Here is a 23,523-nt window from a genome sequence, read left to right on the forward strand (position 1 = left end):
CAAACTCAAAAACGTTAGTTGTATTTGATACTAACTCGCTGCGAAGGGTAGATTCCGAAGAAGTAATGCTAATTGAATTTACATCAAAAATAAGGTTGAGAACCAAACGATAACCCCAAATACGAAACACACTATTGCCGAAACTTATGCCAGGTAAAATCCAGATAGAAGCATGAAAACAGAACAGATACAAAACCTCCTCCTACAATTCGAAAATGCTTGTTACAATTTTCACGGAGTTGAATGCTGGAGTGCGCGTGAACTTCAGGAAATATTGGGTTATACGAAATGGGATAATTTTGTTAAGGTTATCAGCAAAGCCAAGGTAGCTTGCGAAACCAGCGAAGTAAAGGTGTCCGATCATTTTGCCGATACCGGCAAAATGATCGGGCTCGCTAAAGGAGCCCAGCGGGAGATTGAAGATGTGGCACTTACACGTTACGCCTGTTATCTTATTGCTCAAAACGGCGATGCCTCCAAACCTGCTATTGCCTTTGCCCAGACCTATTTCGCTGTCCAAACCCGTAAGCATGAAATTATAGAGCAACGCTTGCTGGACGTTGCCCGGGTTACAGCGAGGGAGAAGCTATCCAAATCTGAGAAAAAGCTATCAGGCATTATTTACGAAAGAGGCGTGGATGATAAAAGTTTTGCCATCATTCGTTCTCGGGGCGATAAGGCGTTATTTGGTGGGTTTTCTACTCAGGATATGAAACGAAAATTGCTTGTTCCGGATGGAAAACCATTAGCCGACTTTTTGCCTACACTTACAATCAAAGCGAAGGATTTTGCAACAGAACTCACCAGCCACAATGTTGTGGAAAAAGATTTAAAGGGGGAATTATTGATATCCAAAGAGCATGTGGACAATAATTTGGCAATAAGAAAAATGCTCCGTGAAAGAGGCGTAAAGCCGGAAGCGCTTCCGGCAGCCGAGGATGTCACAAAACTCAGACGCAAACTGGAAAGTGATGAAAAAAAGGTAGTAAAAGAGGCTCAAAAACCGTCACTCAATAAAAAATGAACATCATCACTTAAAATGAGAACTATAAAACCTTTCACTATGAAAAAAATATCTCTTCTATTCCTTTCTTGTGGGTTATTGCTGGCCGCGCCCACATTCTCCCAAAAGAAAACCACAACCCTCCCCGAATTCCAGATCAAAAAGTCGGAGACGGAGGCCCATATGCGGTTTTTGGCTGCGGATGAATTGCTTGGGCGGCGTACTGGTGAGCAAGGCAACTTTGTTGCGGCCAGGTATATCGCTGAGCAATTCCGAAAATTGGGCGTGGTACCCGTTCCCGGCGCTGCTGCTGGTACATCTTCGTATTTTCAGAATGTGCCTTTTGAAAAAATGGGTTACAATGGTGCCGGACAAATTACTGCCGATGCTGAAATCATGAAAAGCGGAGAAGCTTGGATTTTGATGAACGGGGACGCCGTTGACTTGAAAGCGCCGATTGTTTACGCTAGTTTCGGTCTTGAAAATGCTTCCAAAAATTGGGACGACTACAAAGGTCTCGACGTGAAAGACAAAATTGTACTCGTAGAAAGCGGTACACCTGACACGCAGACACCGTCAGAAATCATTGCTACCTCGATCGAGAAACGAAAAATAGCAATGAACAAAGGAGCAATAGCCGTCATAGAGCTGTTCAATGCGCCTATCCCCTGGAATATCGTGAGCCGGAACTTTGCAGGAGAGAAAATCTCACTCGCAGAGAGCAACAAAACTAAATCCATTCCGCACGCCTGGGTAAATGGAAAGGAAGCGAAATATGCACGTGCTTTGCGTGCTGTGAAAGAAGTGGAATTTAAAACGGCCGGACGGAAATCACAGCTGGTCAACAGCTATAATGTGGCCGGGTACATTCAGGGAACCGATCCGAAGCTGAAAGAGGAGTATGTTTTGCTGACGGCACATTACGATCATGTGGGTGTGGGCAAGCAGGGTGGTCAGGCATTCACGCCTGAGGACAGTATTTTTAATGGCGCGCGGGACAATGCATTTGGCACCGTTGCCTTATTGACCGCGGCAGAGGCTCTATCTAAAAATCCTCCAAAACGTTCGATCTTGATCGTTGCGCTGACAGGCGAAGAAGTTGGACTGTTGGGAAGTAAATACTATGCTGCTCATCCACTACTGCCTTTGAACAAATGTATTTTTAATATAAATTCCGATGGTGCCGGTTATAATGACACGACCATTGTGTCGGTAATGGGCCTGGAAAGAACAGGAGCAAGGGTTGAAATTGAAGCAGCTAGCAAGGCTTTCGGCCTGGGCGTATTTGCGGATCCTTCTCCGGAACAAGGCTTGTTCGACAGGTCGGATAATGTAAGTTTTGCAAAGGAAGGAATTCCCGCTCCTACATTCACGCCGGGTTTTAAGGAATTCACTGGCGATATCATGAAATATTACCACCAGGTGTCAGATAATCCGGAAACGATTGACTTTAATTACCTGCTGAAATTCAGCCAGGCTTATACTTATGCTACCAGGTTGATCGCTGATCGTAAAGTGGCGCCGCAATGGTCTGCGGGAGACAAATACGAGCCCGCCGCTAAGAAACTGTACGGTAAATAAAAGCCTTTTAGTAAAGAGCGCTAGTTGATTAACTCAGCCAGCGCTCTTTTTTATTTCAAACCATTGTAAAACTTGAATAACCTCACGACGTCATCCTCGTTTTTGAAGTTTACATTCTTCTCTTTCAAATAAGCCTCCACATCCTTTTGCTTTTCATTCATGAAAGCCAGCATGCTTTTCTTACTTAAAGTCGCTTTCTCCGCGGTTCCCTTAGAGACTACATAATAATCGCTTCCCTGACGAACGACGGTGTTTTTCTCGCCGGTAGCAAATCCGGGATTGTAGTTCGGCTTTGTAATTTTTGGATAAAAATATTCAATCAGCGACAAATCCCCCTGTACCAGCACTTTTGCAAAGCCTCTCAGTGGCTTTTCAGATTTAAATGTTGCGACATTGACATACATTTTTGGATTAGTACCCAGGTTTGTCGTAAAATTTTTCAACTGACCGCCTTTGATCACACGAATGTCATTTTTGCTTTTGTCCGCCAGCACTTCCAGCTCATCATTCAATGTGTTGTACCGAATTTGAATGCCGGTCAGGCTATCCGAATTCCAGCCACCCAGTTGTGGCACAATCGAAGTAAATTTCACTTTCCCTTCCTGCCACACCGAATCAATGTAAAACTCTCCGATAACATTCGGCATATCGGTAGGCGAAGTCCAGAATACGTCCGATTTCAAGGCATTAAGGCCTCTTCCGCTATTAATTCCAACTTTGGTACCCTCAGAAACCTGCGCAAATGCAGCCGAAGAGTTGATGATGAAGGTTAGTAAATAGCCTATGGTGTGCTTCCTTTTCATGTTGATTACTTACCAAATCACTTTCCTCCCGGAGGGCAATTCTTTTTCAAATAGTCCGTAAATAATGTCTTTAAATGCAGCGAAGTGCCTTCTCCTTCATAAATCCCGTGAGAGCGGTTTGGATAAGGCATAAACTGGAACGTCTTATTATTCTTGATCAGCTCGTTAACAAGCATCTCGGCATTCTGATAATGCACATTGTCATCGCCGGTACCGTGAATGTAAAGTAAATTTCCGCGCAGGTTTTTAGCATGCGTGATCGGAGATCCTTTTATAAAATCTTCCCGATTTTCCTGCGGAATGCCCATGTAGCGCTCCTGATAAACATTGTCGTAAGTCAAAAGGTTGGTCACAGCTGCCACTGCTATCCCGGTTTTGAAATGCTCGGGATATTGAAACAGCAAATTCAATGTAGAAGAACCACCGCCACTCCATCCGTGCACCGCCACGCGACTGGTATCAATGAATGGATATTGCTTAAACATAGCCGTTGCAGCACCATCCATGTCCTTGATATTGATGGTCCCGATTTTCTTATAAATCGCTTTTCGCCAAGCACTTCCTTTCGGTGAAGGTGTACCCCTGTTATCCATAGACGCATATATATACCCGTCGTCAGCCATACTTCCGGCGTACAAACGGTTGCGTCCGGTTCCATACACATCTTTCACGGTAGTATTCGCAGCTTCGCCATATACGGTAAAGACAATTGGATATTTCTTAGCCGGGTCAAAGTTAGTTGGCTTCACCATCCATGCGTCTACCTCAACACCTTCGGCTGTTTTCATTTTAAAAAATTCAATATTGGTCCTGGACGAATTAATTTTAGCAGCCGAATTTGCGATTGAATTTCCAGGATCCAATGCGGTGTGTTTCGGTAAAGCTATCCATTCTCCCAATGGAGCAGTTCTGGCATTGGAAAAGCTGTGCTGTGCAAACTTTGCTGCTGGTGAAATCTCATAGGCGTGCGTACCTGCCTGATCTGCCGGAGTCAGCCGCTCTGCTTTTCCTTTACCATCTAATGACACTTTATACAAATAACTCTGAGTTGCATTATCCGGTGAAGCCATGAAATAGTAAGCATTGTTCTTTTCATCGATTCTTACCGGATTAATCATATCGAAATTACCAATGGTAATAAGCGTCTCTTTTTTGCCGTCACGACTCACACGATAAGTATGTCGCCAACCGTCCTTTTCGCTTACCCACAAAAATTCCTTCCCATTGTTGATCCAGTCCCAGCCCATTGGATCATCTTCCCAACGGCTTTTAATATCGATCCAGGCTGCGTCTTTTTCGGTATAAAATGGTTTGGCGCTACCGTCTTTGGTGTTGATATATAATAAAGTGCTTTCGTTTTGCTTGCGGTTCAGTTGCTGAACGACCAGTTCATCAGGCATTCCCGACCATTCCATTCTTGGCAAATACGTGTTCTGCGGATCCCCCGGAATGTTCATCCATTTGGTTTGGGCTGTCGACACATCCACCACCCCTATTTTATAGGGGGAAGGTGTTTCGCCTACTTTGGGATATTCCACCGGCACATTGAATGAATAAATTGAATCCGTAGTATTGATCATCAGGAAGTTACGAATCTTTCTAGCATCCAGCTGCCAGTATGCTACGGACTTGCTGTCGTCGCTCCACCGGAAACCATCCCGGCAGTCAAACTCTTCTTCGTAAACCCAGTCGAATGTACCATTGATAACCCGATCGGTACCATCGTTGGTCAATTGCTTGATCTCTCCGCTTTGCAAATCCTCGGCATATACATTGTGCTGACTCACATATCCGACTTTTTTACCGTCAGGGGAAAGCTTTGCGAACATCAGGGACGAAGCCGGAAGCCCTTTCCCTAACTTCTTCAATGTTTTTGAAGCCATATCAAATACCCAATAGTCGCCACGCGTCTCGTAGCGCCAAACCCTTTTCGTATTGGTATATATCAGCACTTTGTCACCTTCATTACTGATCGTATAGCTTCTCACGGCCAACGGTGTATCGCCATTTTTGAGCTGTGCATTTGAAACAAGGACTTTTTCCTGCATGGATGGCAGCGATATTTCTACAATACCATCATCTCCCAAGTCGCGATAACCGCTTCCGTCGGGTAACCATTGAAATGTATTGGGGATTTGGGCAAAAAGTTGAACTGAAAAAAATGTGAGGAACAATGTCCTTATTATGTGCTTCATCGGAGCTCTAAAAATTAGTACGACAACTATAATAACACAATTTTAACATATAAATTATTCTTTTACATCTTCCGGACCAGTTCCTTTCACTTTTGAACGTTTTTGTTTCTTCAAAGCCTCACTAAGCAAAAATTCTATCTGACCGTTCAAACTACGAAAATCCTGCTGTGCCCAGGCTTCTAACGCTTTGAGCACATCAGGATTGATTCTTAAAACAAATGGTTTCTTCTCTGCCATATCAGGGATACAAAGTTCCGGCGTTTAAAACTGGCGTGACAGACTTCTCTCCGCACAATACTACCAACAGATTACACACCATGGCCGCTTTACGTTCCTCGTCCAGATTTACAATTCCCTTATCCGACAGCATTGCCAAGGCCATATCCACCATACCAACTGCTCCATTCACAATCTGGCGACGTGCCGCCACAACCGCCGAGGCTTGCTGCCGCTGCAACATTGCCCCTGCAATTTCCGGCGCATAGGCCAGGTGACTAATACGCGATTCCAGCACATCTACTCCGGCGCGGCTAAGTCGTTCCGTCAATTCTGCTTCCAGCATTTCGTTGATCTTACCGCTTCCATCGCGCAATGTCACCTCATGAATTTCCAGTTCCTCAGCCTCCATCGTATCATAAGCATATATTCCAGCAAGGTGCCTTACTGCCGCTTCCGACTGAATTTCCACATATTTGATGTAATCATCCACCTCGAAAGAAGCTTTGGCAGTATCTCCTACACGCCATACCACCACCGCAGCGATCTCGATAGGGTTACCCAGCTTGTCATTCACTTTCAGTTTCTGACCATTCAGGTTACGGGCCCGAAGACTCATTTTTTTCCTGCGAAACAATGGGTTCACCCAGCGAAGACCGCTTTGCTTCATAGTACCCATATAATCTCCGAAAAACGTAGTTACTACTGCTTCATTCGGGTTAATGACAGTGAGTCCGATCAAAATAATGAAGCCTGTGACGGAAATAATAATTCCGGTAATAGGGCTGCCGGTTGTCACTACATAAATGACTCCGCTAAACAGCAAGATCAGGCCTATTGCGAAAAGGAAATACCCTGACATCGAACGTAATTCTTTCTCATTCATAGCTTTAATTGTGATAGTAAAATGATATCACAATATTATCAAATCAAAATCATATTCCGGTTAAAATTATGGATAAAAAAATCCCGGAGCTTTTGATCGGCTCCGGGATTGGATAAATGGTGTATGCAGTTGAAATTCAGTTGAGCTGGAAGTTAATCGGGACCGTATATCTCACACTAAATGTCTTTCCACGAATGGAACCCGGTTCCCACAAGCCGTTCATTTTCTTAACAACACGGAGCGCCTCGTCGTCAATGCCAAATCCTACTCCGCTCTCCACCTTGTATTCGCCCATGGTTCCGTCTTCGCGCACGACAAAAGAAAGTTTCACCCTCCCTGTTACCCCGCGCCTGGCAGCATCCTCGGGATACCGGATATTGGTACCCAGGAACTTATAGAATTCCTTGATACCTCCTTTGAACTGCGGATTAATGTGCGCCTGTGTGTAGTTTCGTTTCTCTCCGTCGTAATACGATACTCCTTCCTTCAAAACACCCATGTTGTAAGTTTCCTGATAGAGCAATGTACTGTCTGACCATTTTCCCTCCCATTTGCCATTTTTGGCCCCTGCCGCAATTCGGCCCTGCTCGATTACTAATCTACGACCAAAAGTTTCTTCCGTCGACCACCAATAGCCGTCGCCGTCTTTGACACGTTGAACTCCGTTACGATCCCAGGCATTGACATAAATGGGTTCTACAAATTCATTCTGCTTGCTGACGGGTGTTTCAATCACGCTTTTGATCTGCCCGTTTTCAAACCATGTCAGTTCCGAACGCAGGGAATCCGAAAACAGCCGCAGTACGCGTACCATGCCATTGAGATCGTATTCCTTATTTAATGATGCCTTGTTATTCAGCTCATATTCGGTATAGGAAAGCAGCGTGCCATTCATTTGAAAAATAGCTTCGGAGGAGTGGCTCGCCAGGTTTCTGTCCCGCGCCGAAATCCAGTAAGCTTTCACGGAATCGGCCACGCTTCCTACATAGCCCGTCTTGTGCCATATTTCTTTCTTTTCAAAATTAGCCTTCCCAATTTCCTTCCATTTCCCACCCTTCATCTGCTCATAAACCACATCGGCTCTAATGTAACCATGATCGTCAACCGGCAAAATACTGCGGTACTCGTATTTTTTGGGGTCAGCAACGGGATTGTATTTTTGGTCGAAATAATCCACCAATGCTGATCTGGAACTGTCATAGGATGTTTTCGCCTTGGTCCGGAATGTCATAGGATAATGTACATACTGTCGCACCTTTTCACCTTTGATGGTAGCTGGCTTCCATGCTTTAAACAAACTCATCACGCGAACCGCTTCCTCGTTGCATAATGTATCAATCCCTTTGGTGACCTCTATCTGACTCATACTTCCATCCGTTTCCACCAAGCCTTTGAGATAAACACGTCCATTGAGTCCTTTGATCGCACTCTTGAATGGTATTTGAAGATTCGAAGAAATAAACTGGTTCAGGTGGATTAAACCTCCTGCGGGCTCAGCCTGCTTTTCAACTTCGTGCGGGAGATAAGTATTTTGGCCAAAAACAGTAGTACAGCAGAGAATAAGCAATAGGAAAAATCCTTTCATGAGTGGTAAGTTGATTTAAACAAATATAAAAAATGTATCCATTCTTCTTTATTAACTCATAGTTACTATTTATTAACTACCATGCTTTTTTGTAGAACTAGTTTTTAGTTAAAACTTAACCTACTGATAACCTGCCAGTAACATCCAGGTAATATAAAATGAGAAAATTTGTAACATGGGAGATACAACTCACTTTCGGACAATCATTATTTCTGATTTGCACCTCGGCGCGGGTGGATCAAAGGCAGAAGAAGTCACCAATTTTTTGAAAAGCTATTCCTGCAAAAAGCTTATTCTGAATGGCGACATCATCGACGCCTGGCAACTCAAAAAATATGGGGTCTGGAAACGTAAACACACTATGTTTTTCAAAAGGGTGTTAAAGATGATCGAGGAGAATAAAACCAAGGTCATTTACATTCGGGGAAATCACGATGATTTCCTGGACCAGATCATTCCGTTGCGGCTAGGTAAACACTTCCAGATCCGTAAAGATTATATCCTCAATTCAGGTTCACAGCGTTTTTACGTGACTCACGGCGACGTATTCGACTCCATTACCACACATTTGAAATGGCTGGCGTACCTCGGTGATATGGGTTATACATTTTTACTTTGGGTCAATAAATTTTACAACAAATACCGCGAATGGAGAGGATTATCCTACTATTCACTATCCCAGCGCATCAAGCAGTCAGTAAAGATGGCGGTGAACTACATGACTGATTTCGAAGAAAAACTGACCGAACTCGCACGCTCACGCAATTGTGACGGTGTCATTTGCGGACACATTCACCATCCCGCTATCCGGGAAATTGATGGCATTATGTATATGAATTCTGGTGATTGGGTGGAAACGCTCAGCGCATTGGTGGAAGATTTCGACGGTAACTGGAGTCTGTTGTACTACGATCAGCAAAACATTGTCCCTATGCCGGAAACCAAAGTGGCTGTCGACAAACCTGTTGTTGAAAAATTCCCAACTGTCGAAAAACAAGTGGCTTTCACTGGATTTTCGACTGGGCGAAACCAACGCTACCTATAATATGAAGATCCTTTTTTTGGTACAGGGAGAAGGCCGCGGCCATTTGACCCAGGCTATTTCAATGGGTCAGATCCTGCGTTCGCGCGGGCATGAGATTGTGGCCGCTATGGTCGGTACTTCACCGGGCCGCCAGGTTCCCGCATTTTTTGATGAACAGATCTTAGCTCCGGTACTGCATTTTGACGCTCCGAATATCGTTTACAATGCGCAGGGCGGCGGAATGAACCTGAAACGAACGCTTTACACGCATCTTTCCAACTTACCGAAATATTTAAAAAGCCTCGGTAAGATCCATCAATCCATTCAGGATATCAGGCCCGACTTGATCATCAGCTTCTACGACACTTTTGGTGGCTTATACAACCTCGTTTACAGGTCGAGCATACCTATGGTTTGCATAGCGCACCAGTACCTGCTCATGCATCCCAAATTTGTATTTCCAAAAAACAGCCTGATCAACCGGCTATTGCTCAATCTCAATTCCAAATCAACATCCTGGTTTGCAGCCAAGCGGCTGGCGCTCTCATTTCGTGAAATTCCGTCCAGACCAGATCTTAAAATCACGGTAGTTCCGCCGCTTCTACGGAAAGAAATTGTACAGCTCTTACCCACCCGCGGGAATTTCTTTTTGGTGTACATGACCCACCACAGCCTCAGCCGCCAGGTCATTGACTGGCATATGGCTCATCCGGAAGTGGTACTTCATTGCTTTTGGGATAATGTTGATGTTTCTGATGAATTTGCATTTGACGAAACGCTGACTTTCCATCGGATCAACAGCCGGAAATATCTGGATATGCTGGCAACTTGTGGCGCACTGGTCACTACGGCTGGTTTTGAGTCAGTTTGTGAGGCTATGTACCTTGGAAAGCCAGTTATGATGGTTCCGGTGCCCAATCATTTTGAGCAGGAATGCAATGCGATCGATGGTGTGATTTCAGGAGCCGGCGTTACTTCCAAATCCTTCGATCTTTCCATTTTGCTTGATTATCTTCCCAAGCACATTGATCAATCGCAGAAATTCAGAAATTGGTATCTCTCGGGTGAGGACACGTTTGTCAAAGAAATTCAGGCGTTTGACAAACAGGCTTCCGTTAACCCAAAGGTAAAATCGGAAGCCTGATCATTTCAGTTGCTATATGCTACTTTTGCGTCTTTTTAAATACTAACCTCTCAGTAGCATTCGGGAAGGTAAGTATGAACCGGTTTTCCGAAACTTGGAAATTAGCGGTCGCATTCGAATTGAGCCACGCTTTACTGCTCCACCCCGGCTCTCCTACTTTTGTCCCTCCAAATCCCGTGATCTTCACTGAGCATCCGCCTGCCAAAGTATAGTTACCGCTAATGTCATTGACGAACGTATGACCGGCTATGGTCCCCTCTTTTCCGTCATCCTTAAAGGTAAATACCACCCCTTTTCCATCAGGTTCAGGATCTTTATCCTCCGCGCCAGTGGAAATGTTTTGATAACTTTCCAGCCGCCAGGTTCCGGTTAAGCTGGATTTTTCGCTACATGGAGGCATTACACAGCAATCTTCCTGGTCACCACATTCAAAGGCTGTCAGGCCGAAAAAGGCGATGATTGCGATATACGAGGCTAATTTTTTCATGGCTAATAATTAAAAACTTATTCCTAATCTGATCGCTAAACGATTGTAAACTCTCTCTTCCGAACGCTCAGTTTGGTCCCAAAGCGGTGGCTTGTCGATGTCCGCTTCTTGTCTTTTGTAAGTAAATGCCAGGGTTACCGCAGTAGCTCCGGGCTTGCCAATCCGCATACCAATTCCCGGGTTGACCATTAAACCTCCTTTGGTATTAAATCCTTCTGCGTCGTCATGAAACCAGGCAAAAGCGTAACCTATGTCAGCTGTACCGTATATTTTGACATTACCCTTTTTCGTCAGGTCGTAACGTAATCCGGCAGCAACCGGGTTGAGAAGGGCCGCTTTGTACCAATCCATTCCAATGGTTACTCCCGTCGACAAACGTCTGGTTAGCTGAACCCCATTGAATGTCTGTATGGTCATGCTGAGCCTGTTATCTACTTGCTCCTGGTTTCCGTTATAAAGGTTAGGGTACTTTACACGCCCAAACAACCCGCCAAATTCGGTATGATTGACATAATGCTTTACAAACGGATCCTGCGCTCTGAGTACATTTGTCATCAACAACATGCCACAGAGAAAGTATAATGATTTTCTCATGCTATATGGTGGTTTTGCCTACAGGTATCTTGCTCAGTAATTTCAGGTCGAGCGGGTTCGACGAATCGTATTGATAGAAACCATCTTTACCGATTAGTAACAATGTTTTCCCAAGCGAAATCACGTCATAAGCATCCATATTTTTAAAATGCGCCAGTAAGTGCTGATCTATCGCAAATTTGTCTTTTACATCAAACACTTTAAGACCATTTTCGCCTTCGCATAGATATAATGTAGGGAAATCAATGCTTAATCCATGCGGATTCTGCATTTGGTAGCTTTTGATCAGTTGCGGCGCTGCCGGGTTACTCACATCCACCAGATCCAATTGATTTTGTGTTCCTGCGCACGCGGTACCTGTACGCAACGTTACGTAGGCAATGTCGCCCTGCACGACTACAGGATCGCAGGCACGGCCGTGCTGGAATGTTGAAAGTTGCTTAGGGGCGGCTGGATTACTGTTGTCATAAATGAACATTCCGGTTGAAGAACCAATGAAAAGCTTGTTCTCGTAAGGGAATATAGTTTCAATCCCCCAACCTACATTAACGGTTGCAAAATCGACGGGTTTGGAAGGAGTTGCAATGTTGAACAAATGAAGATCATTCTGTCCAACGGTATATAGAAAGTTATGATGCAATGCGAAACGGGCCATAGAACCTGCCTGGCCGCTGCTTCCGCCGGATGATTGTGGCGACGCAGAAGACGCTGAACTGCTCAAAAATGCGCGGTCGGCCAAAGCCCAGGCACCACCCCACCAAAAATTCGGAGAGATATTTTCTTCGCAGTTAACGGTGACGGTTTCTGTCACATACTCCACATTCTGATCATTAATGGCACCCACGGATTCATTCAAAGACCAGCTGCCACCATCAAACAAACCAAATTTGAAGACATTTTTGATCCTTTCCACTTCTTTCGGCTTGGTAGGATCGGCTATATCCAATGCTACCAGATCAGAGAAACTATCGGCATAGAGTATATTATCGCGAACGGCAATGTCACCATTACCGGGGATTTTTATAAAAGAGACAAATTTCGGGCTGGAAGGATTGCTATTATCGATGACATGAATCCCCTCCTTTATTTCATTGACAAAAAGGTAACTACCCTTGATGTACATTTTCCCAGGTCGTTCGAGGGCGCGCGGAGCTTCCGATTTGACCTGCGTGCGAAGTTCCATGAGAGAGCGGGTAACATTGCTGAAACGTCGGGTAACCCTGGTTTCTTTACATTGGTCATTGCACGACCAGAAGGCAGTAGTCGCAAAAAGAAGAAGTAAATGTAAAAGTTTGGTTTTCATAGCATTAAGAGGTTAGAGACTTGTTATTATTACATTCCGACTTGGCATATTTATGACACCGTTTAATAATAATTGGTTGGAACATAAAACAAAATCGTCCGAAAGCAAAGCCTCCGGACGATAACGCACCCCGAAAATGCCGTAACTAACGGCATTTTTTATTTTTGATTTCTTAATGGCTAATAGATAAACTGACGCGGTCAGCTTGACGCGGTCAGCCTGACGCGGTCAGCTATTCTGGTATTTACTTGCTGTCCGGGTTTTTGATTCTTCCCATAAACAAAATCGTGTTGGACGTGTTTTCACTGATCATCAGTGCAAACGGTCTGTCGCAGATGTACCTGGGCTCCTCCGCGCCTACCGAAGTAAGACCAATCCCGATGGTCGTTACGGCTGCGGCCTCAGTGCCCTGCTCGTCGATACCCAGGTATGCATCCTGTTTTACAAAATCGACGAATAAATCTGCTGTTTTATTGATTTTACCAAGCTGGGCGGCATTTGTAAACACTTTCTCTATGCCCATTTTTGCCAAAGTCTTGTTCAGTTTTCCGGAATAGTCGAGCTTAAAGCGTGGGAGACCTACCGTTACCACTGCTTGCTTCAGGCCGGTCGATTGCAACTCATTCCATTGTGATGCCGTCAGTTCTTTCAATACCTGGTCTATTGTATTTTGTCCTTTGGGTATTAACAGTGTCATATTAAACTGACCATTTGCATAGGGTAACCTCACTGCACTATACTTGGCCGCGTTGGAGACGTTGAAGTCAGACTTCGCGTACATCATTTTAACCGTTTTATCAGCGCCGCTTTCCAGCTTGAATGATGCATCCAGCGTCTTTTTGCTATCAAACTGCGTTTTCCAGTCGCCTTTGAAGTACAGCGCGTTCAGCAGGAACATCACCTGCTCGGCGCTGATCTCGTCAATTACCTTGGTGATTTTCCCTTTGGTTTTATCACTGGCCCATTGGTTGATCTTATCCTTGGCCGCATTATCAAAAGGAAGCCCGGTAATTTCTGCATCGAAATCATTTTTCAACACACTTTGAAAATCCGATTCAACCTGAAAACCGCTCTTGTACCAAACTGAATTGGCTAGCCCCAGGCTTACTTTCGAATCGGCAACCGGCAAGTCATTGATCAGCGTCTTGTAAGCATTATTCAGATCTGAAATCGAGATGCCTTCCATCTTCAACGTTTTCAGGATCTCCTGAGCGGTTTCATCTTCAGCCCCGTTTAACAACATTCCCAAAGCCATGTGTAAGCTTAGCGGCGACACAAACAGGTTATCGCCCGTAGGTTGGGTTTCCTGCAAAGTGTGAAGAAAATCAAAAGCAAAGGCAGTGGTCCCTTCTGAAACACCTGTTGGAATGCTGACCGGATTAACCTCAACATCTGGCTCAACGTTACTATCATTGGTACAGCCGAAAAACAGGCCCGCCGACAGAATAGGTACAATGAAGGATTGTTTAAGAATTTTATTCATGGCTAATAAATGTTAGAGCATTCTTTCGGGACAAGATTGTAAAGACTACTTGTTCCCTCAAATAAATCTACATTAGTTAGATTCAAAAAGCCGTCCGATGGTTGGAAGCCTTTTATATTATTTCAAAAAGAATATCGCACGCCCCACGCGACTCCATATAGGTAAGGATGAGATTCGAGACTTTGATTTGACCTGAAACCGGAAGTAACGGCTTTTTGATATGAGCCAGTCAAGCTTGCCTTCCATTTTGATGAAAGTCTGTAATTAAATCTCAACCCGGTAGTAGCAGACCAGTTGGTAGTCCTGTAAATTTCATCATCGGCCGTCGTGGTAATGATCTCTCCCGATGCAGATTCCAGTTCATTGGTCAAAAAGAAATTAGCCGACATCCCGCCCAGAACTGAATAACTGAGCTTTTTATCCGGATTGATCGTAAATCCTGCCTGAACCGGCAATTGCAAATATTGATAGTTGTTACTTACTTTCTTGGCCACATCAATGTAAAGTGCTCCATTATTGACAAAATCCGCACTTTTATCTCCAAAATTAGAACCAGGACTTGCTGCCAAACCTGCCAACGCATCCTCCAACACATTAGAAGACTTGCTGTTATAGGCGCTCAGCACATAACCACCACCGATATAATCAGAATTTCCTTTCAAATAACTCACTCCCAGTTCGACGGACCAATGCTTAGAAAGCCGCATTCCGCCTTGTGTTTGCACAGCGTAAGAAACGCCCGATTCACTTGATCCCGAAACGGATTTTTTATTCGATACCGTTTGATTGGCGAATGCGAGCGGAGCTTCTTTTAATTTCAGATCCGGGTTAAATGATGCTGGCATCAGATTCAACCCTGCCCAATATTCTTTCTGTTTGGACAGTTTAACCGGCTCTTCCGATTTAACGTCGGGGCGGAAGAATACGTAACGCTTTTGAACGTGTACCGCCAAATCACTGTAAGGCAGCGCCGTCAGAGATTCAGCAGAGATACTTGTCTCTTGCGCCACTTTGGCTGGCACATTCTCATTGGATGCAATTTGCGCCTGATTTTCAACAACTTGAATTGCCGCAGGAGTTAATGCTTTTTGTTCTACGAATGGTTTATCAGAAACTTTAACATTACCCCTTGCTGACTTGGTCACAGCAAAATTTTCCTCCGCAGTTACCGCAAGAGGTGCATTTACAACATGCCCTTTTGACTTAGCAGCTCTGCTATTTGCGTTCTCAGACTTGCCTTGATGTGCGATTTCTACTTTTGACTTCGTTATCTTATTTTCCTCAGTCTCATTTCCAGTAGAATTCTTTGCAAGTCCGGTAGAGTTCTCAGCAAGTTGGGAATCCTCCGAAATTACTTCCGGGGCTTCGATTTCAGTTTTTGGCAAAACCTGCTTTTCGGTCGCAGGCTTTTTAGCTTCATGAGTAGTCGCAATACCTGTATTGATCGGATCATTTTTAACGTCCGAACTATTATACCAGATTCCTCCACCGACCATTAAAATTGCCGCAATAGAGGCTGCTGCGTACCAAATTTTGCCAGACTGCCACCAAAGTGGAAGTACCAACCCTTTTTTGTTACCTTCATCAAGGCGCGCCTCTATTCCCTCCCAAACGGATTGAGGAGGTGCCTCAGAGGCTTCCTGCAAAGCCTTTCGCCACTGATCTTCAAAATTGTTTATTTCGGACGGATCCATCATCAAATCTTTTTTCCTTGTTCAATTTTTGTTGAAGTATACTCCTTGCACGCGAATATTGCGACTTCGAAGTTCCTTCGGAAATGCCCAACTTTTGAGCGATTTCATTGTGCTGAAAACCTTCAATTGCATACAAATTGAAGATCGTCTGACAGCCCGGTGGCAATTCCTGGATCAGTTCCAGCAACTGCTGCATCTGAAAATTGCCGAGCGTAATCTCTTTGTCGGCAATTCCATTATGATGGATATCAATATCATCCAGGTCTTTCCAATATTTTTGTTGCCTCAAATGATTCAACGCTGTATTTACTACAACAGAACGCAACCAATACTCTAATGGGCTATCGTTCCTGAAAGAATCTATATTTTCATATATTTTGATAAACGCATCTTGTAAAACATCTTCGGCATCTGTACGGTTTTTCGTGTATCTGAGGCATATAGCGAACAACTTACCCCCAAAAACATCATAAAGTTGCTTTTGGGCGATGCGGTTGCGCTGCTTACAGCCTTTCACCAATTCCTGTTCGTTAAAGGTCATCCGAAGTTTAGGGGTGCTTCGTTCGGTTTAGTATTAAATTTCAGCACCGCTATCCCAAAGATAAGTGAATACTGCCTGGCCAAGCACCGGACCGGAATCCTGGGCGCTATAATTCGTATTAAGTACGACACGTTCATGATCGCAATGGTTGGAAAATGTCTAAAGGTTTTATTAAATATTTAGTACATTACTTGCAGGAACTAATCAGTGGTACATATCCTTTTATTACAAGTAATGTAAAATGTAAGGTATTTTTGAACACCTAACTTCTATCGCCCATGAGCCAATATATGGTTGAAATACAGCTTCCGGCTGTCATGTCGGAAGATTTCACAGCGAAAATACCTGCTCAGAGAAAAAAGATTAACGAATTAATGGAACAGGGCCGACTGATGTCTTATGCCTTGTCCGATGATTACGCAAAGCTCTGGTGCGTGGTTAGAGCTGAAAGTGAATTTGAAGTAATGTCACTTGTCTCGGAGTTTCCTTTAATTGATTACATGGATCCCAAGATTTCAAAGCTGATGTTTAATAACGTTGTTGCCCTGAGGTTACCAATGTTTTCACTGAACTGATAAATAACCCTATTTTTGAACCTCACTAATATGTGTTAGTGGGGTTTTTTATTGGTCTATAATTTCCTTTCAATCAGTTTTAGGATCTTTTTGAGACCAATCGCATCGGCCTCGCCAAAATCATCCAGGCGATCGCTATCCACGTCCAATACCATCGCAACTGTGCCATTTCTGTTAAAAACAGGCAGTACAATTTCTGATTTGGATGCCGAACTACATGCAATGTGGCCTGGGAACTGCTCTACATCCGGTACTATAATGGTTTCCCGCCGGGTATAACTCGCTCCGCAAACTCCTTTATGAAACGGAATTCTGGTACAGGCGATCGGTCCTTGAAAAGGCCCAAGTACCAGCTGGCCTTCCTTTACAATATAAAATCCTACCCAAAAAAATCCGAAAGCTTCTTTGAGTGCGGCGGCCACATTCGCAAGATTGGCTGTCAGGTCACTTTCTGTTTCAACTAATGATTGAATTTGTGGAAACAGCACCTCGTACAATGTACCTCGATCTGTATCGGCTGGTATTAATAGTTCTTCTGCCATTTTAATCTTTCTATATTGACATTTGAAACACCAATGCCCTCGGAATAGTTACATATTAGTCTAAAAACAATATAGACTTTAAATACTATCCGTAAAATGCTCCGACTGAGTATATTTGGTGTCTGGTAACATTCGATTTTCAATTGTCATTTCCAAGATTGCTTTTTAATGATCCAAAGACATATTTTACTCATGGACGGCCCCGATCATAAGGGTCTGATTTACCTGGTTACCAAGATAATTTTCGCTCATAATCAAAATATTATCAGTAATGACGAATATGTAAGCCCGTCCAAATACTTCTTCATGCGGACGGAATTTGAAGGTGAGGCGGATATTACGGAATTATTGCAATCACTCCAAGCTGAGCTCCCTGCCGGACTTAACCTTAGAATTAATCCTAAAAAAGGTAAGGATATCGTTTTACTGGTCACTAAAGAGCATCATTGCCTCGGCGAGTTGCTGATTCGATATGCATTTAATGAATTAGATGCGACTATATTGGCCGTTATCAGCAATTACAACACTTTACAGCCATTGGTGGGAAAATTCGGGATACCTTTTCACTTCATTTCACATGAAAACAAAACCCGTGAAGAACATGAAGAGACGATTTTGAGAACATTGGATGTGTACCAGCCGGAATATCTGGTACTAGCCAAATATATGCGCATCATCACACCGGAATTTGTCGACCATTTCCCAAACAAGATCATTAATATACATCATTCATTTCTTCCTGCATTTATCGGGGCAAACCCTTACCGGCAAGCTTACGAAAGAGGGGTGAAAATCATTGGTGCCACGGCTCATTTTGTAAATAATGACCTAGACGAAGGTCCTATCATTGCGCAGGATGTAAAATCAGTGGATCACAAACAGACTGCATCTGATATGGCAACGCTGGGAAAGGATACGGAAAAAGCAGTTTTGTCGAAGGCCTTGAAGCTCGTTTTTAACGATCGCGTGTTCATTCACAACAACAGGACGATTATTCTTTAGGCAAGAAAAAAACCCTTAGTCAGAATCACCGAGGGCTTTTTGCAATCTGATGGATGTTATTGAATATGTAATGTTACAAAAAAATCTTTAAAACATCAAATTCAGATTCAGGGGGTTAACTAATTCTAATGATATTCTAATTCAGACCGGAATCGCCGTCCTGGCAAGGTCAACAAGATCCGCATCGTTCACTTCTTTCTTCAAATCCGCAACTTCCAGGAACCTCGTGTAAAGTTCATCCAAAGCTGGTTTATCAAAGCTGAATCCTAAAAGTTCCAGGCGGTGTTTCAGTGCATGACGTCCACTTCTGGCCGTCAAAACGATGTCTGATTTATCGACACCCACATCATGCGGGTTCATAATCTCGTAATTCAACGTATTTTTCAGGAAGCCATCCTGATGTATTCCTGATGAATGTGCGAATGCATTACGACCCACAATGGCTTTGTTAGCCTGAACCGGCATACGCATCATTTTAGAAACAAGCTGGCTGGTGGGGTATATAAACTGAGTATTGACGCCTGTTTCCAGACCCAGCTCTTTGTGAACCTGAAGTGCCATTACCACTTCTTCCAACGAAGTATTTCCTGCGCGCTCTCCAATGCCATTTATCGTCACTTCTACCTGACGTGCCCCCTGGTTGATACCCGCAATTGAGTTAGCAGTTGCCAAACCAAGGTCGTTATGGCAGTGAATAGAAATGACGGCTTTATGTATATTGGAAACGTTCTCAAATATATACTTGATCTTTCCGCCATATTCGTCGGGCAAGCAATAACCCGTAGTATCCGGAATGTTCACCACCGTTGCACCTGCACCAATAACGGCTTCAACTAATTGGGCAAGAAATACAAGATCGGCACGACCTGCATCTTCGCAATAAAACTCAACGTCTTCAACCTTGGACTTGGCATATTTAGTAGCCGAAATAGCCCTTTCAATGATCTTTTCGCGGGTCGTATTGAACTTGTGCTGAATATGAATATCCGAAGATCCGATACCTGTGTGAATGCGTCCTCTCTGGGCATATTGTAGGGCATTTGCTGCTGCATCTATATCCCCCTGAACGGCACGTGACAATGCACAAATAATAGGCTCGCGCACTGCTTTTGAAATCTCAACCACTGACCGGAAGTCACCAGGACTTGACACTGGAAAACCGGCCTCAATGATATCTACCCCTAGTTTTTCGAGTTGCTTGGCTACAACAATCTTTTCTTCCGTGGTCAATTGGCTTCCAGGGACCTGCTCGCCGTCTCGTAAAGTTGTGTCGAAGATTTGAACTCGATTACTCATTGGTGGGTATTAAAATTTTTAATGGACACGAATTTAATAATTTTCAAACAATATAAAACCCTTTCCGGATTAGAGAAAGGGTTTGGAACGAATCAAAACATAACCTTTCCCGTAGTTACGGAATTAATAGAATATGAAGATTTAGGTTTCTATCGAGTGCGTTCATTGTATGTTTGCGAAAATTCGCTGGCCGCGAGTTTCTTCTGCAAAGAAAACATAAGTTTTGCTTTCAACAAATATAATTTGGCAAAACTTGCTGTAAATTATATTCTTTTTAAAAGTTCAATACCAGCAGCTTGCGTGTTCAGGATCAGTTCAGCAGGAGTGGTCGCATCGGCAATATCCCTGGTTCTGAAACCATCTTTCAACAATTTGTCAACTGCCGAAATAATCGCATCCGATTCTTCTTTCAGACCAAATGATATATCGAGGAGCAACGCAGCTGAAAGTACTGATGCTAACGGGTTTGCAATTCCTTTTCCGGTGATGTCGTGTGCTGATCCGTGGATCGGTTCGTACACGCCGGTACTGTCTCCAACTGACGCCGAAGCAAGCATACCCATTGAACCCGCTATCTGACTTGCCTCATCCGTCAGAATATCTCCAAACAAATTGGCAGTTACAACCACATCAAAGCGGCGTGGATCCTTGATCAGCATCATTGCTGCAGAATCCACAAACTGGTGTTCAACTTCGATATCAGGATATTCAGGAGCAAGCGCCTGGATCACTTCCCGCCACAGACGGCTGGTTTCCAAAACATTAGCCTTGTCCACAGAACATAGTTTTTTACTACGGGTACGCGCTGCTTCAAAAGCCCGGCGGCCGATGCGCTCCACTTCGTACCTGCTGTATTCGGCAATGTCGTAAGCTGTATTATTATCATTTTTCCGCCCTTTCTCTCCAAAGTAGATGTCACCCGTCAACTCGCGGAAGAAAAGGATATCGGAACCTTTCAGAATCTCAGGTTTGATAGAGGATGCTCCTAGCAATTCGTCAAACAACTTGATAGGACGCAAATTGGCATACAATCCCAGCTCTTTACGCATTTTGAGCAACCCTTGTTCCGGGCGTACTTTCGCAGTCGGATCATTATCGTATTTTGGATGACCCACTGCTCCGAAAAGGATTGCATCCGATGCTCGCATCTTAGCAAGTGTTTCATCAGGAAGAGGGTTACCAGTTGCTTCAATCGCAACGTGGCCCATTAATGCTTCGTCGTAGCTAAATTCGTGGCCGAATTTCTCAGCAATTTTAATCAACACATTCTTTCCAACCTCAGTTACTTCTTGTCCGATTCCGTCTCCCGGAACGATTAGGATATTTTTCTTCATTAAGTGGTTTTGATTGATAATCAGTAATTAATTTTTTTGATTTTCGCTAGCAGAAGAGGCAAGTCTTCAAGTATAGTAGAGAAAACGGCATTGGGGGATATTCCAAAATATTCGTGAATCAATTTTGTTACGCATTAGTTTCATTAATCTCCATTCAATTTCAGGATGTGCTAGCTTAAAGTCCTCAGAAATTTTCGTTGAAGCCTCACCGATTATTTCAAATCTTCGATAGACAGCGTCTTGCAACAAGAGACTTCCTCAAAATCCTTTTCTGACTTTCCGTTTACATAATCAGTAATAATTTCAATAGAATCGATAATGTCCTGAATGTAAACCCGATCGTCCCGCTTCATATTAACTCAACAAGATTTTCAAAAACATGTTTACTAATCGATGATTTGATAGCCCTAAATTCTACCAAGTCAATTTTTCGTTGACATATCGCCTGCAATTCATCTTCAATTCGGAGAATGTCAAACATAGTCAGACCATTTGCATCAATTAACAGATCTATATCGCTTTGGTCATTTTCCTCATTTCTTGCAAATGATCCAAAAACAGCCGCTCTTGTGACGTTCTTTTGCAGAAGATAGCTTCTAAGGCTTTGATACAATTGTGGCTTATCCATTTGACAAGAGTTTATCCCAAATTAATTACTACTACAAAGCATTAACCAATGGAAGTTCAGGTCTGAGCTCAACACTGTCTGGAATGCCAATCAGGTTGAGCATTTTTTGAGTCGCCATTATAGCGGAAACTGTCTGATCGGAGTCCAGGCCACGGGTTTTCACGTCCTTGCCATTGATCTCCCAGGTAATAATAGTTTCGCAAAGAGCATCCGTTTTTCCACCAGGCGGAATCCGGACAGCATAATCCGTAAGCATTGGTACGCTGATCCCTTTCAGACAATATATCTTTTTGAGCGCATTCATAAAGGCATCGTATTGACCATCGCCCTGCGCACTTTCTTCAATCACCTCGTCCCCAAACTTGATCTGCAAAGTCGCCGACGGTTTCAGGTTCTTGGAATGAGTCAGTACATAGTTCACGATCACTACCTTTTCCTCAATGGCATTGCTCGCCAAAACATCCGAAATGATGTAAGGAAGGTCTTCCGGCGTCACCGCCTCTTTTCTGTCGCCCAGCTCAATGATCCGCTGCGTAACCTTTTTGAGGTCTGAATCAGTGAGCGTTATTCCCAGATCCCGCAGATTGTTCTCAATATTGGCTTTTCCTGATGTTTTCCCCAAAGCATACAGACGTTGCCTCCCAAACCTTTCGGGCATTAACTTGCTGAAATAGAGATTATTCTTCTTATCGCCATCTGCATGAATCCCAGCCGTTTGTGTAAAGACACTCTCGCCAACGATAGGCTTGTTGGAAGGAATTCGGATCCCTGAAAATGTCTCTACCAACTTACTAACCGAATAAAGAGACCTTTCATTGACAGAGGTTTTAAACTCCGGCATGAGATCATTCAAAACAGCGATTGTACTCGCCAGAGGTGCATTTCCGGTCCTTTCTCCCATCCCGTTTACGGTAAGGTGTAGCCCGTGAGCACCTGCGCGTAAGGCTTCCATCACATTCGCTACACTCAGATCGTAATCATTGTGTGCATGAAATTCGAAGTGATGATTCGGATACCTGTCAACTATGGCTTTCACAAATGTGTACGATTCCGAGGGCGTCAGTATACCCAATGTATCAGGAAGAAGAATTCTCTTCACTGGCTGAGTAACCAGAAAATCCAGGGACGCGAAAACGTATTCCGGAGAATTCCGCATTCCATTGCTCCAGTCTTCCAGGTAAACATTACAATCGATCCCGTGAGACTCGGCCAGTTCGATAACAGTCCGAATATCCTCAAAATGCTCTTTGGGGGATTTCTTTAATTGGTGTGTCAAGTGATTTAAAGAACCTTTTGTCAAAAGATTCATCACTTTCGCTCCAGATTCCAGCATCCAGTTGATAGACGAGTCTCCATCGACAAACGTGAGAACTTCAATTTTGTCTAAAAATCCATGCAATTTCGCCCAATCCGTAATTTTTTTAACCGCCTGAAATTCCCCCTCCGACACTCTGGCTGAAGCGATTTCAATGCGATCAACTTTTACTTCCTGAAGAAGGATCTGGGCAATTGTCAATTTTTCTGACGCAGAAAACGACACTCCGCTGGTTTGTTCACCATCCCGAAGCGTCGTATCCATGATTTCAATGTAGCGACTAGTCATATGC

The 23,523-nt window shown here is 43.8% G+C and carries 23 protein-coding genes; 6 read left to right on the forward strand and 17 right to left on the reverse strand.

Annotated elements, in window-relative coordinates; genetic code table 11:
* Positions 1-172: 172 nt before the first annotated feature.
* Positions 173-1,024, forward strand: coding sequence for a DNA damage-inducible protein D (dinD, locus tag ABIO93_RS00860; RefSeq protein WP_348063548.1), 852 nt, complete (start codon positions 173-175; stop codon positions 1,022-1,024).
* Positions 1,025-1,063: 39 nt separating this feature from the next.
* Positions 1,064-2,584 (forward strand): M28 family peptidase, encoded by a 1,521-nt coding sequence (locus tag ABIO93_RS00865; RefSeq protein WP_348063549.1) that lies wholly within the window; start codon positions 1,064-1,066, stop codon positions 2,582-2,584.
* A gap of 50 nt (positions 2,585-2,634) precedes the next feature.
* On the opposite strand, the gene ABIO93_RS00870 is transcribed toward ABIO93_RS00865, so the two are convergent.
* The 5 genes from ABIO93_RS00870 to ABIO93_RS00890 form a co-directional block, all read right to left on the reverse strand.
* Complete coding sequence (locus ABIO93_RS00870; protein ID WP_348063550.1) at positions 2,635-3,387, reverse strand: hypothetical protein; 753 nt, start codon at positions 3,385-3,387, stop codon at positions 2,635-2,637.
* 17 nt (positions 3,388-3,404) lie between these two features.
* On the reverse strand, positions 3,405-5,582 hold the full coding sequence (locus ABIO93_RS00875; RefSeq protein ID WP_348063551.1) for a DPP IV N-terminal domain-containing protein: 2,178 nt from the start codon (positions 5,580-5,582) through the stop codon (positions 3,405-3,407).
* 54 nt (positions 5,583-5,636) lie between these two features.
* Positions 5,637-5,819, reverse strand: a complete 183-nt coding sequence (locus tag ABIO93_RS00880; RefSeq protein ID WP_348063552.1) for an Arc family DNA-binding protein — start codon at positions 5,817-5,819, stop codon at positions 5,637-5,639.
* A 1-nt stretch (position 5,820) separates the two neighbouring features.
* Entirely contained in the window at positions 5,821-6,684 is an 864-nt protein-coding gene (locus ABIO93_RS00885) for an SPFH domain-containing protein (protein WP_348063553.1), read from the reverse strand.
* Between the two features lie 136 nt (positions 6,685-6,820).
* A complete protein-coding gene (locus ABIO93_RS00890; RefSeq protein ID WP_348063554.1) occupies positions 6,821-8,269 on the reverse strand; it encodes an energy transducer TonB in 1,449 nt (482 codons plus the stop codon).
* A 175-nt stretch (positions 8,270-8,444) separates the two neighbouring features.
* Here ABIO93_RS00890 and ABIO93_RS00895 point away from each other — a divergent pair, with 175 nt between their 5' ends.
* Both ABIO93_RS00895 and ABIO93_RS00900 read left to right on the forward strand, forming a co-directional pair.
* Positions 8,445-9,314 (forward strand): UDP-2,3-diacylglucosamine diphosphatase, encoded by an 870-nt coding sequence (locus ABIO93_RS00895; protein WP_348063555.1) that lies wholly within the window; start codon positions 8,445-8,447, stop codon positions 9,312-9,314.
* Position 9,315: 1 nt separating this feature from the next.
* Positions 9,316-10,437 carry a glycosyltransferase family protein gene (locus tag ABIO93_RS00900; RefSeq protein WP_348063556.1) on the forward strand — a complete coding sequence of 374 codons (1,122 nt, stop codon included), beginning with the start codon at positions 9,316-9,318 and terminating at the stop codon, positions 10,435-10,437.
* Between the two features lie 19 nt (positions 10,438-10,456).
* Here ABIO93_RS00900 and ABIO93_RS00905 read toward each other — a convergent pair whose 3' ends face one another.
* The 6 genes from ABIO93_RS00905 to ABIO93_RS00930 all read right to left on the reverse strand — a co-directional run bounded on the left by ABIO93_RS00905 (position 10,457) and on the right by ABIO93_RS00930 (position 16,539).
* Positions 10,457-10,924, reverse strand: a complete 468-nt coding sequence (locus tag ABIO93_RS00905) for a lipocalin family protein (RefSeq protein WP_348063557.1) — start codon at positions 10,922-10,924, stop codon at positions 10,457-10,459.
* Positions 10,925-10,933: 9 nt separating this feature from the next.
* The gene (locus ABIO93_RS00910) at positions 10,934-11,518 is read right to left on the reverse strand and encodes a hypothetical protein (protein WP_348063558.1); all 585 of its coding nucleotides are present in this window, start codon (positions 11,516-11,518) and stop codon (positions 10,934-10,936) included.
* Position 11,519: 1 nt separating this feature from the next.
* Positions 11,520-12,821, reverse strand: a complete 1,302-nt coding sequence (locus tag ABIO93_RS00915; RefSeq protein ID WP_348063559.1) for a hypothetical protein — start codon at positions 12,819-12,821, stop codon at positions 11,520-11,522.
* A 244-nt stretch (positions 12,822-13,065) separates the two neighbouring features.
* Positions 13,066-14,304, reverse strand: coding sequence for a serpin family protein (locus ABIO93_RS00920; protein ID WP_348063560.1), 1,239 nt, complete (start codon positions 14,302-14,304; stop codon positions 13,066-13,068).
* Positions 14,305-14,426: 122 nt separating this feature from the next.
* Entirely contained in the window at positions 14,427-16,001 is a 1,575-nt protein-coding gene (locus ABIO93_RS00925) for a hypothetical protein (RefSeq protein ID WP_348063561.1), read from the reverse strand.
* Positions 15,970-16,539 (reverse strand): RNA polymerase sigma factor, encoded by a 570-nt coding sequence (locus tag ABIO93_RS00930; protein WP_348063562.1) that lies wholly within the window; start codon positions 16,537-16,539, stop codon positions 15,970-15,972. Before ABIO93_RS00930 ends, ABIO93_RS00925 begins: the two co-directional genes overlap by 32 nt.
* Before the next feature lie 278 nt (positions 16,540-16,817).
* On the opposite strand from ABIO93_RS00930, the gene ABIO93_RS00935 reads away from it, so the two are divergent.
* Entirely contained in the window at positions 16,818-17,114 is a 297-nt protein-coding gene (locus tag ABIO93_RS00935) for a muconolactone Delta-isomerase family protein (RefSeq protein WP_348063563.1), read from the forward strand.
* Positions 17,115-17,170: 56 nt separating this feature from the next.
* Here ABIO93_RS00935 and ABIO93_RS00940 read toward each other — a convergent pair whose 3' ends face one another.
* Entirely contained in the window at positions 17,171-17,656 is a 486-nt protein-coding gene (locus ABIO93_RS00940) for a GAF domain-containing protein (RefSeq protein ID WP_348063564.1), read from the reverse strand.
* A 168-nt stretch (positions 17,657-17,824) separates the two neighbouring features.
* On the opposite strand from ABIO93_RS00940, the gene purU reads away from it, so the two are divergent.
* Positions 17,825-18,658: a formyltetrahydrofolate deformylase gene (purU, locus tag ABIO93_RS00945; protein WP_348063565.1), complete on the forward strand. Its 834-nt coding sequence runs from the start codon at positions 17,825-17,827 to the stop codon at positions 18,656-18,658.
* 141 nt (positions 18,659-18,799) lie between these two features.
* Here purU and ABIO93_RS00950 read toward each other — a convergent pair whose 3' ends face one another.
* From ABIO93_RS00950 to ABIO93_RS00970, 5 genes are all read right to left on the reverse strand, one after another.
* Positions 18,800-19,954: a 2-isopropylmalate synthase gene (locus tag ABIO93_RS00950; protein ID WP_348063566.1), complete on the reverse strand. Its 1,155-nt coding sequence runs from the start codon at positions 19,952-19,954 to the stop codon at positions 18,800-18,802.
* Between the two features lie 263 nt (positions 19,955-20,217).
* Entirely contained in the window at positions 20,218-21,288 is a 1,071-nt protein-coding gene (gene leuB, locus ABIO93_RS00955; RefSeq protein WP_348063567.1) for a 3-isopropylmalate dehydrogenase, read from the reverse strand.
* Between the two features lie 212 nt (positions 21,289-21,500).
* Positions 21,501-21,641 (reverse strand): hypothetical protein, encoded by a 141-nt coding sequence (locus ABIO93_RS00960; protein ID WP_348063568.1) that lies wholly within the window; start codon positions 21,639-21,641, stop codon positions 21,501-21,503.
* Positions 21,638-21,916, reverse strand: a complete 279-nt coding sequence (locus ABIO93_RS00965) for a nucleotidyltransferase domain-containing protein (protein ID WP_348063569.1) — start codon at positions 21,914-21,916, stop codon at positions 21,638-21,640. The genes ABIO93_RS00960 and ABIO93_RS00965 overlap by 4 nt, the downstream gene beginning before the upstream one ends.
* 31 nt (positions 21,917-21,947) lie before the next feature.
* The gene (locus ABIO93_RS00970; RefSeq protein WP_348063570.1) at positions 21,948-23,519 is read right to left on the reverse strand and encodes an alpha-isopropylmalate synthase regulatory domain-containing protein; all 1,572 of its coding nucleotides are present in this window, start codon (positions 23,517-23,519) and stop codon (positions 21,948-21,950) included.
* Positions 23,520-23,523: the final 4 nt, after the last annotated feature.

Source organism: Dyadobacter sp., assembly GCF_039919315.1.
GTDB lineage: Bacteria > Bacteroidota > Bacteroidia > Cytophagales > Spirosomataceae > Dyadobacter.

Excerpts from the sequence above, each read along its gene's own strand:
- ABIO93_RS00920 (WP_348063560.1), bottom strand. The coding sequence starts at position 14,304 with ATGAATAAAATTCTTAAACAATCCTTCATTGTACCTATTCTGTCGGCG.
- ABIO93_RS00900 (WP_348063556.1), top strand. The coding sequence starts at position 9,316 with ATGAAGATCCTTTTTTTGGTACAGGGAGAAGGCCGCGGCCATTTGACC.
- ABIO93_RS00910 (WP_348063558.1), bottom strand. The coding sequence starts at position 11,518 with ATGAGAAAATCATTATACTTTCTCTGTGGCATGTTGTTGATGACAAAT.
- ABIO93_RS00940 (WP_348063564.1), bottom strand. The coding sequence starts at position 17,656 with ATGGCAGAAGAACTATTAATACCAGCCGATACAGATCGAGGTACATTG.
- ABIO93_RS00960 (WP_348063568.1), bottom strand. The coding sequence starts at position 21,641 with ATGAAGCGGGACGATCGGGTTTACATTCAGGACATTATCGATTCTATT.
- ABIO93_RS00890 (WP_348063554.1), bottom strand. The coding sequence starts at position 8,269 with ATGAAAGGATTTTTCCTATTGCTTATTCTCTGCTGTACTACTGTTTTT.
- ABIO93_RS00925 (WP_348063561.1), bottom strand. The coding sequence starts at position 16,001 with ATGATGGATCCGTCCGAAATAAACAATTTTGAAGATCAGTGGCGAAAG.
- dinD (WP_348063548.1), top strand. The coding sequence starts at position 173 with ATGAAAACAGAACAGATACAAAACCTCCTCCTACAATTCGAAAATGCT.
- ABIO93_RS00935 (WP_348063563.1), top strand. The coding sequence starts at position 16,818 with ATGAGCCAATATATGGTTGAAATACAGCTTCCGGCTGTCATGTCGGAA.
- ABIO93_RS00965 (WP_348063569.1), bottom strand. The coding sequence starts at position 21,916 with ATGGATAAGCCACAATTGTATCAAAGCCTTAGAAGCTATCTTCTGCAA.
- ABIO93_RS00875 (WP_348063551.1), bottom strand. The coding sequence starts at position 5,582 with ATGAAGCACATAATAAGGACATTGTTCCTCACATTTTTTTCAGTTCAA.
- ABIO93_RS00865 (WP_348063549.1), top strand. The coding sequence starts at position 1,064 with ATGAAAAAAATATCTCTTCTATTCCTTTCTTGTGGGTTATTGCTGGCC.
- ABIO93_RS00905 (WP_348063557.1), bottom strand. The coding sequence starts at position 10,924 with ATGAAAAAATTAGCCTCGTATATCGCAATCATCGCCTTTTTCGGCCTG.
- leuB (WP_348063567.1), bottom strand. The coding sequence starts at position 21,288 with ATGAAGAAAAATATCCTAATCGTTCCGGGAGACGGAATCGGACAAGAA.
- ABIO93_RS00930 (WP_348063562.1), bottom strand. The coding sequence starts at position 16,539 with ATGACCTTTAACGAACAGGAATTGGTGAAAGGCTGTAAGCAGCGCAAC.
- ABIO93_RS00870 (WP_348063550.1), bottom strand. The coding sequence starts at position 3,387 with ATGAAAAGGAAGCACACCATAGGCTATTTACTAACCTTCATCATCAAC.
- ABIO93_RS00915 (WP_348063559.1), bottom strand. The coding sequence starts at position 12,821 with ATGAAAACCAAACTTTTACATTTACTTCTTCTTTTTGCGACTACTGCC.
- purU (WP_348063565.1), top strand. The coding sequence starts at position 17,825 with ATGATCCAAAGACATATTTTACTCATGGACGGCCCCGATCATAAGGGT.
- ABIO93_RS00950 (WP_348063566.1), bottom strand. The coding sequence starts at position 19,954 with ATGAGTAATCGAGTTCAAATCTTCGACACAACTTTACGAGACGGCGAG.
- ABIO93_RS00880 (WP_348063552.1), bottom strand. The coding sequence starts at position 5,819 with ATGGCAGAGAAGAAACCATTTGTTTTAAGAATCAATCCTGATGTGCTC.
- ABIO93_RS00885 (WP_348063553.1), bottom strand. The coding sequence starts at position 6,684 with ATGAATGAGAAAGAATTACGTTCGATGTCAGGGTATTTCCTTTTCGCA.
- ABIO93_RS00895 (WP_348063555.1), top strand. The coding sequence starts at position 8,445 with ATGGGAGATACAACTCACTTTCGGACAATCATTATTTCTGATTTGCAC.
- ABIO93_RS00970 (WP_348063570.1), bottom strand. The coding sequence starts at position 23,519 with ATGACTAGTCGCTACATTGAAATCATGGATACGACGCTTCGGGATGGT.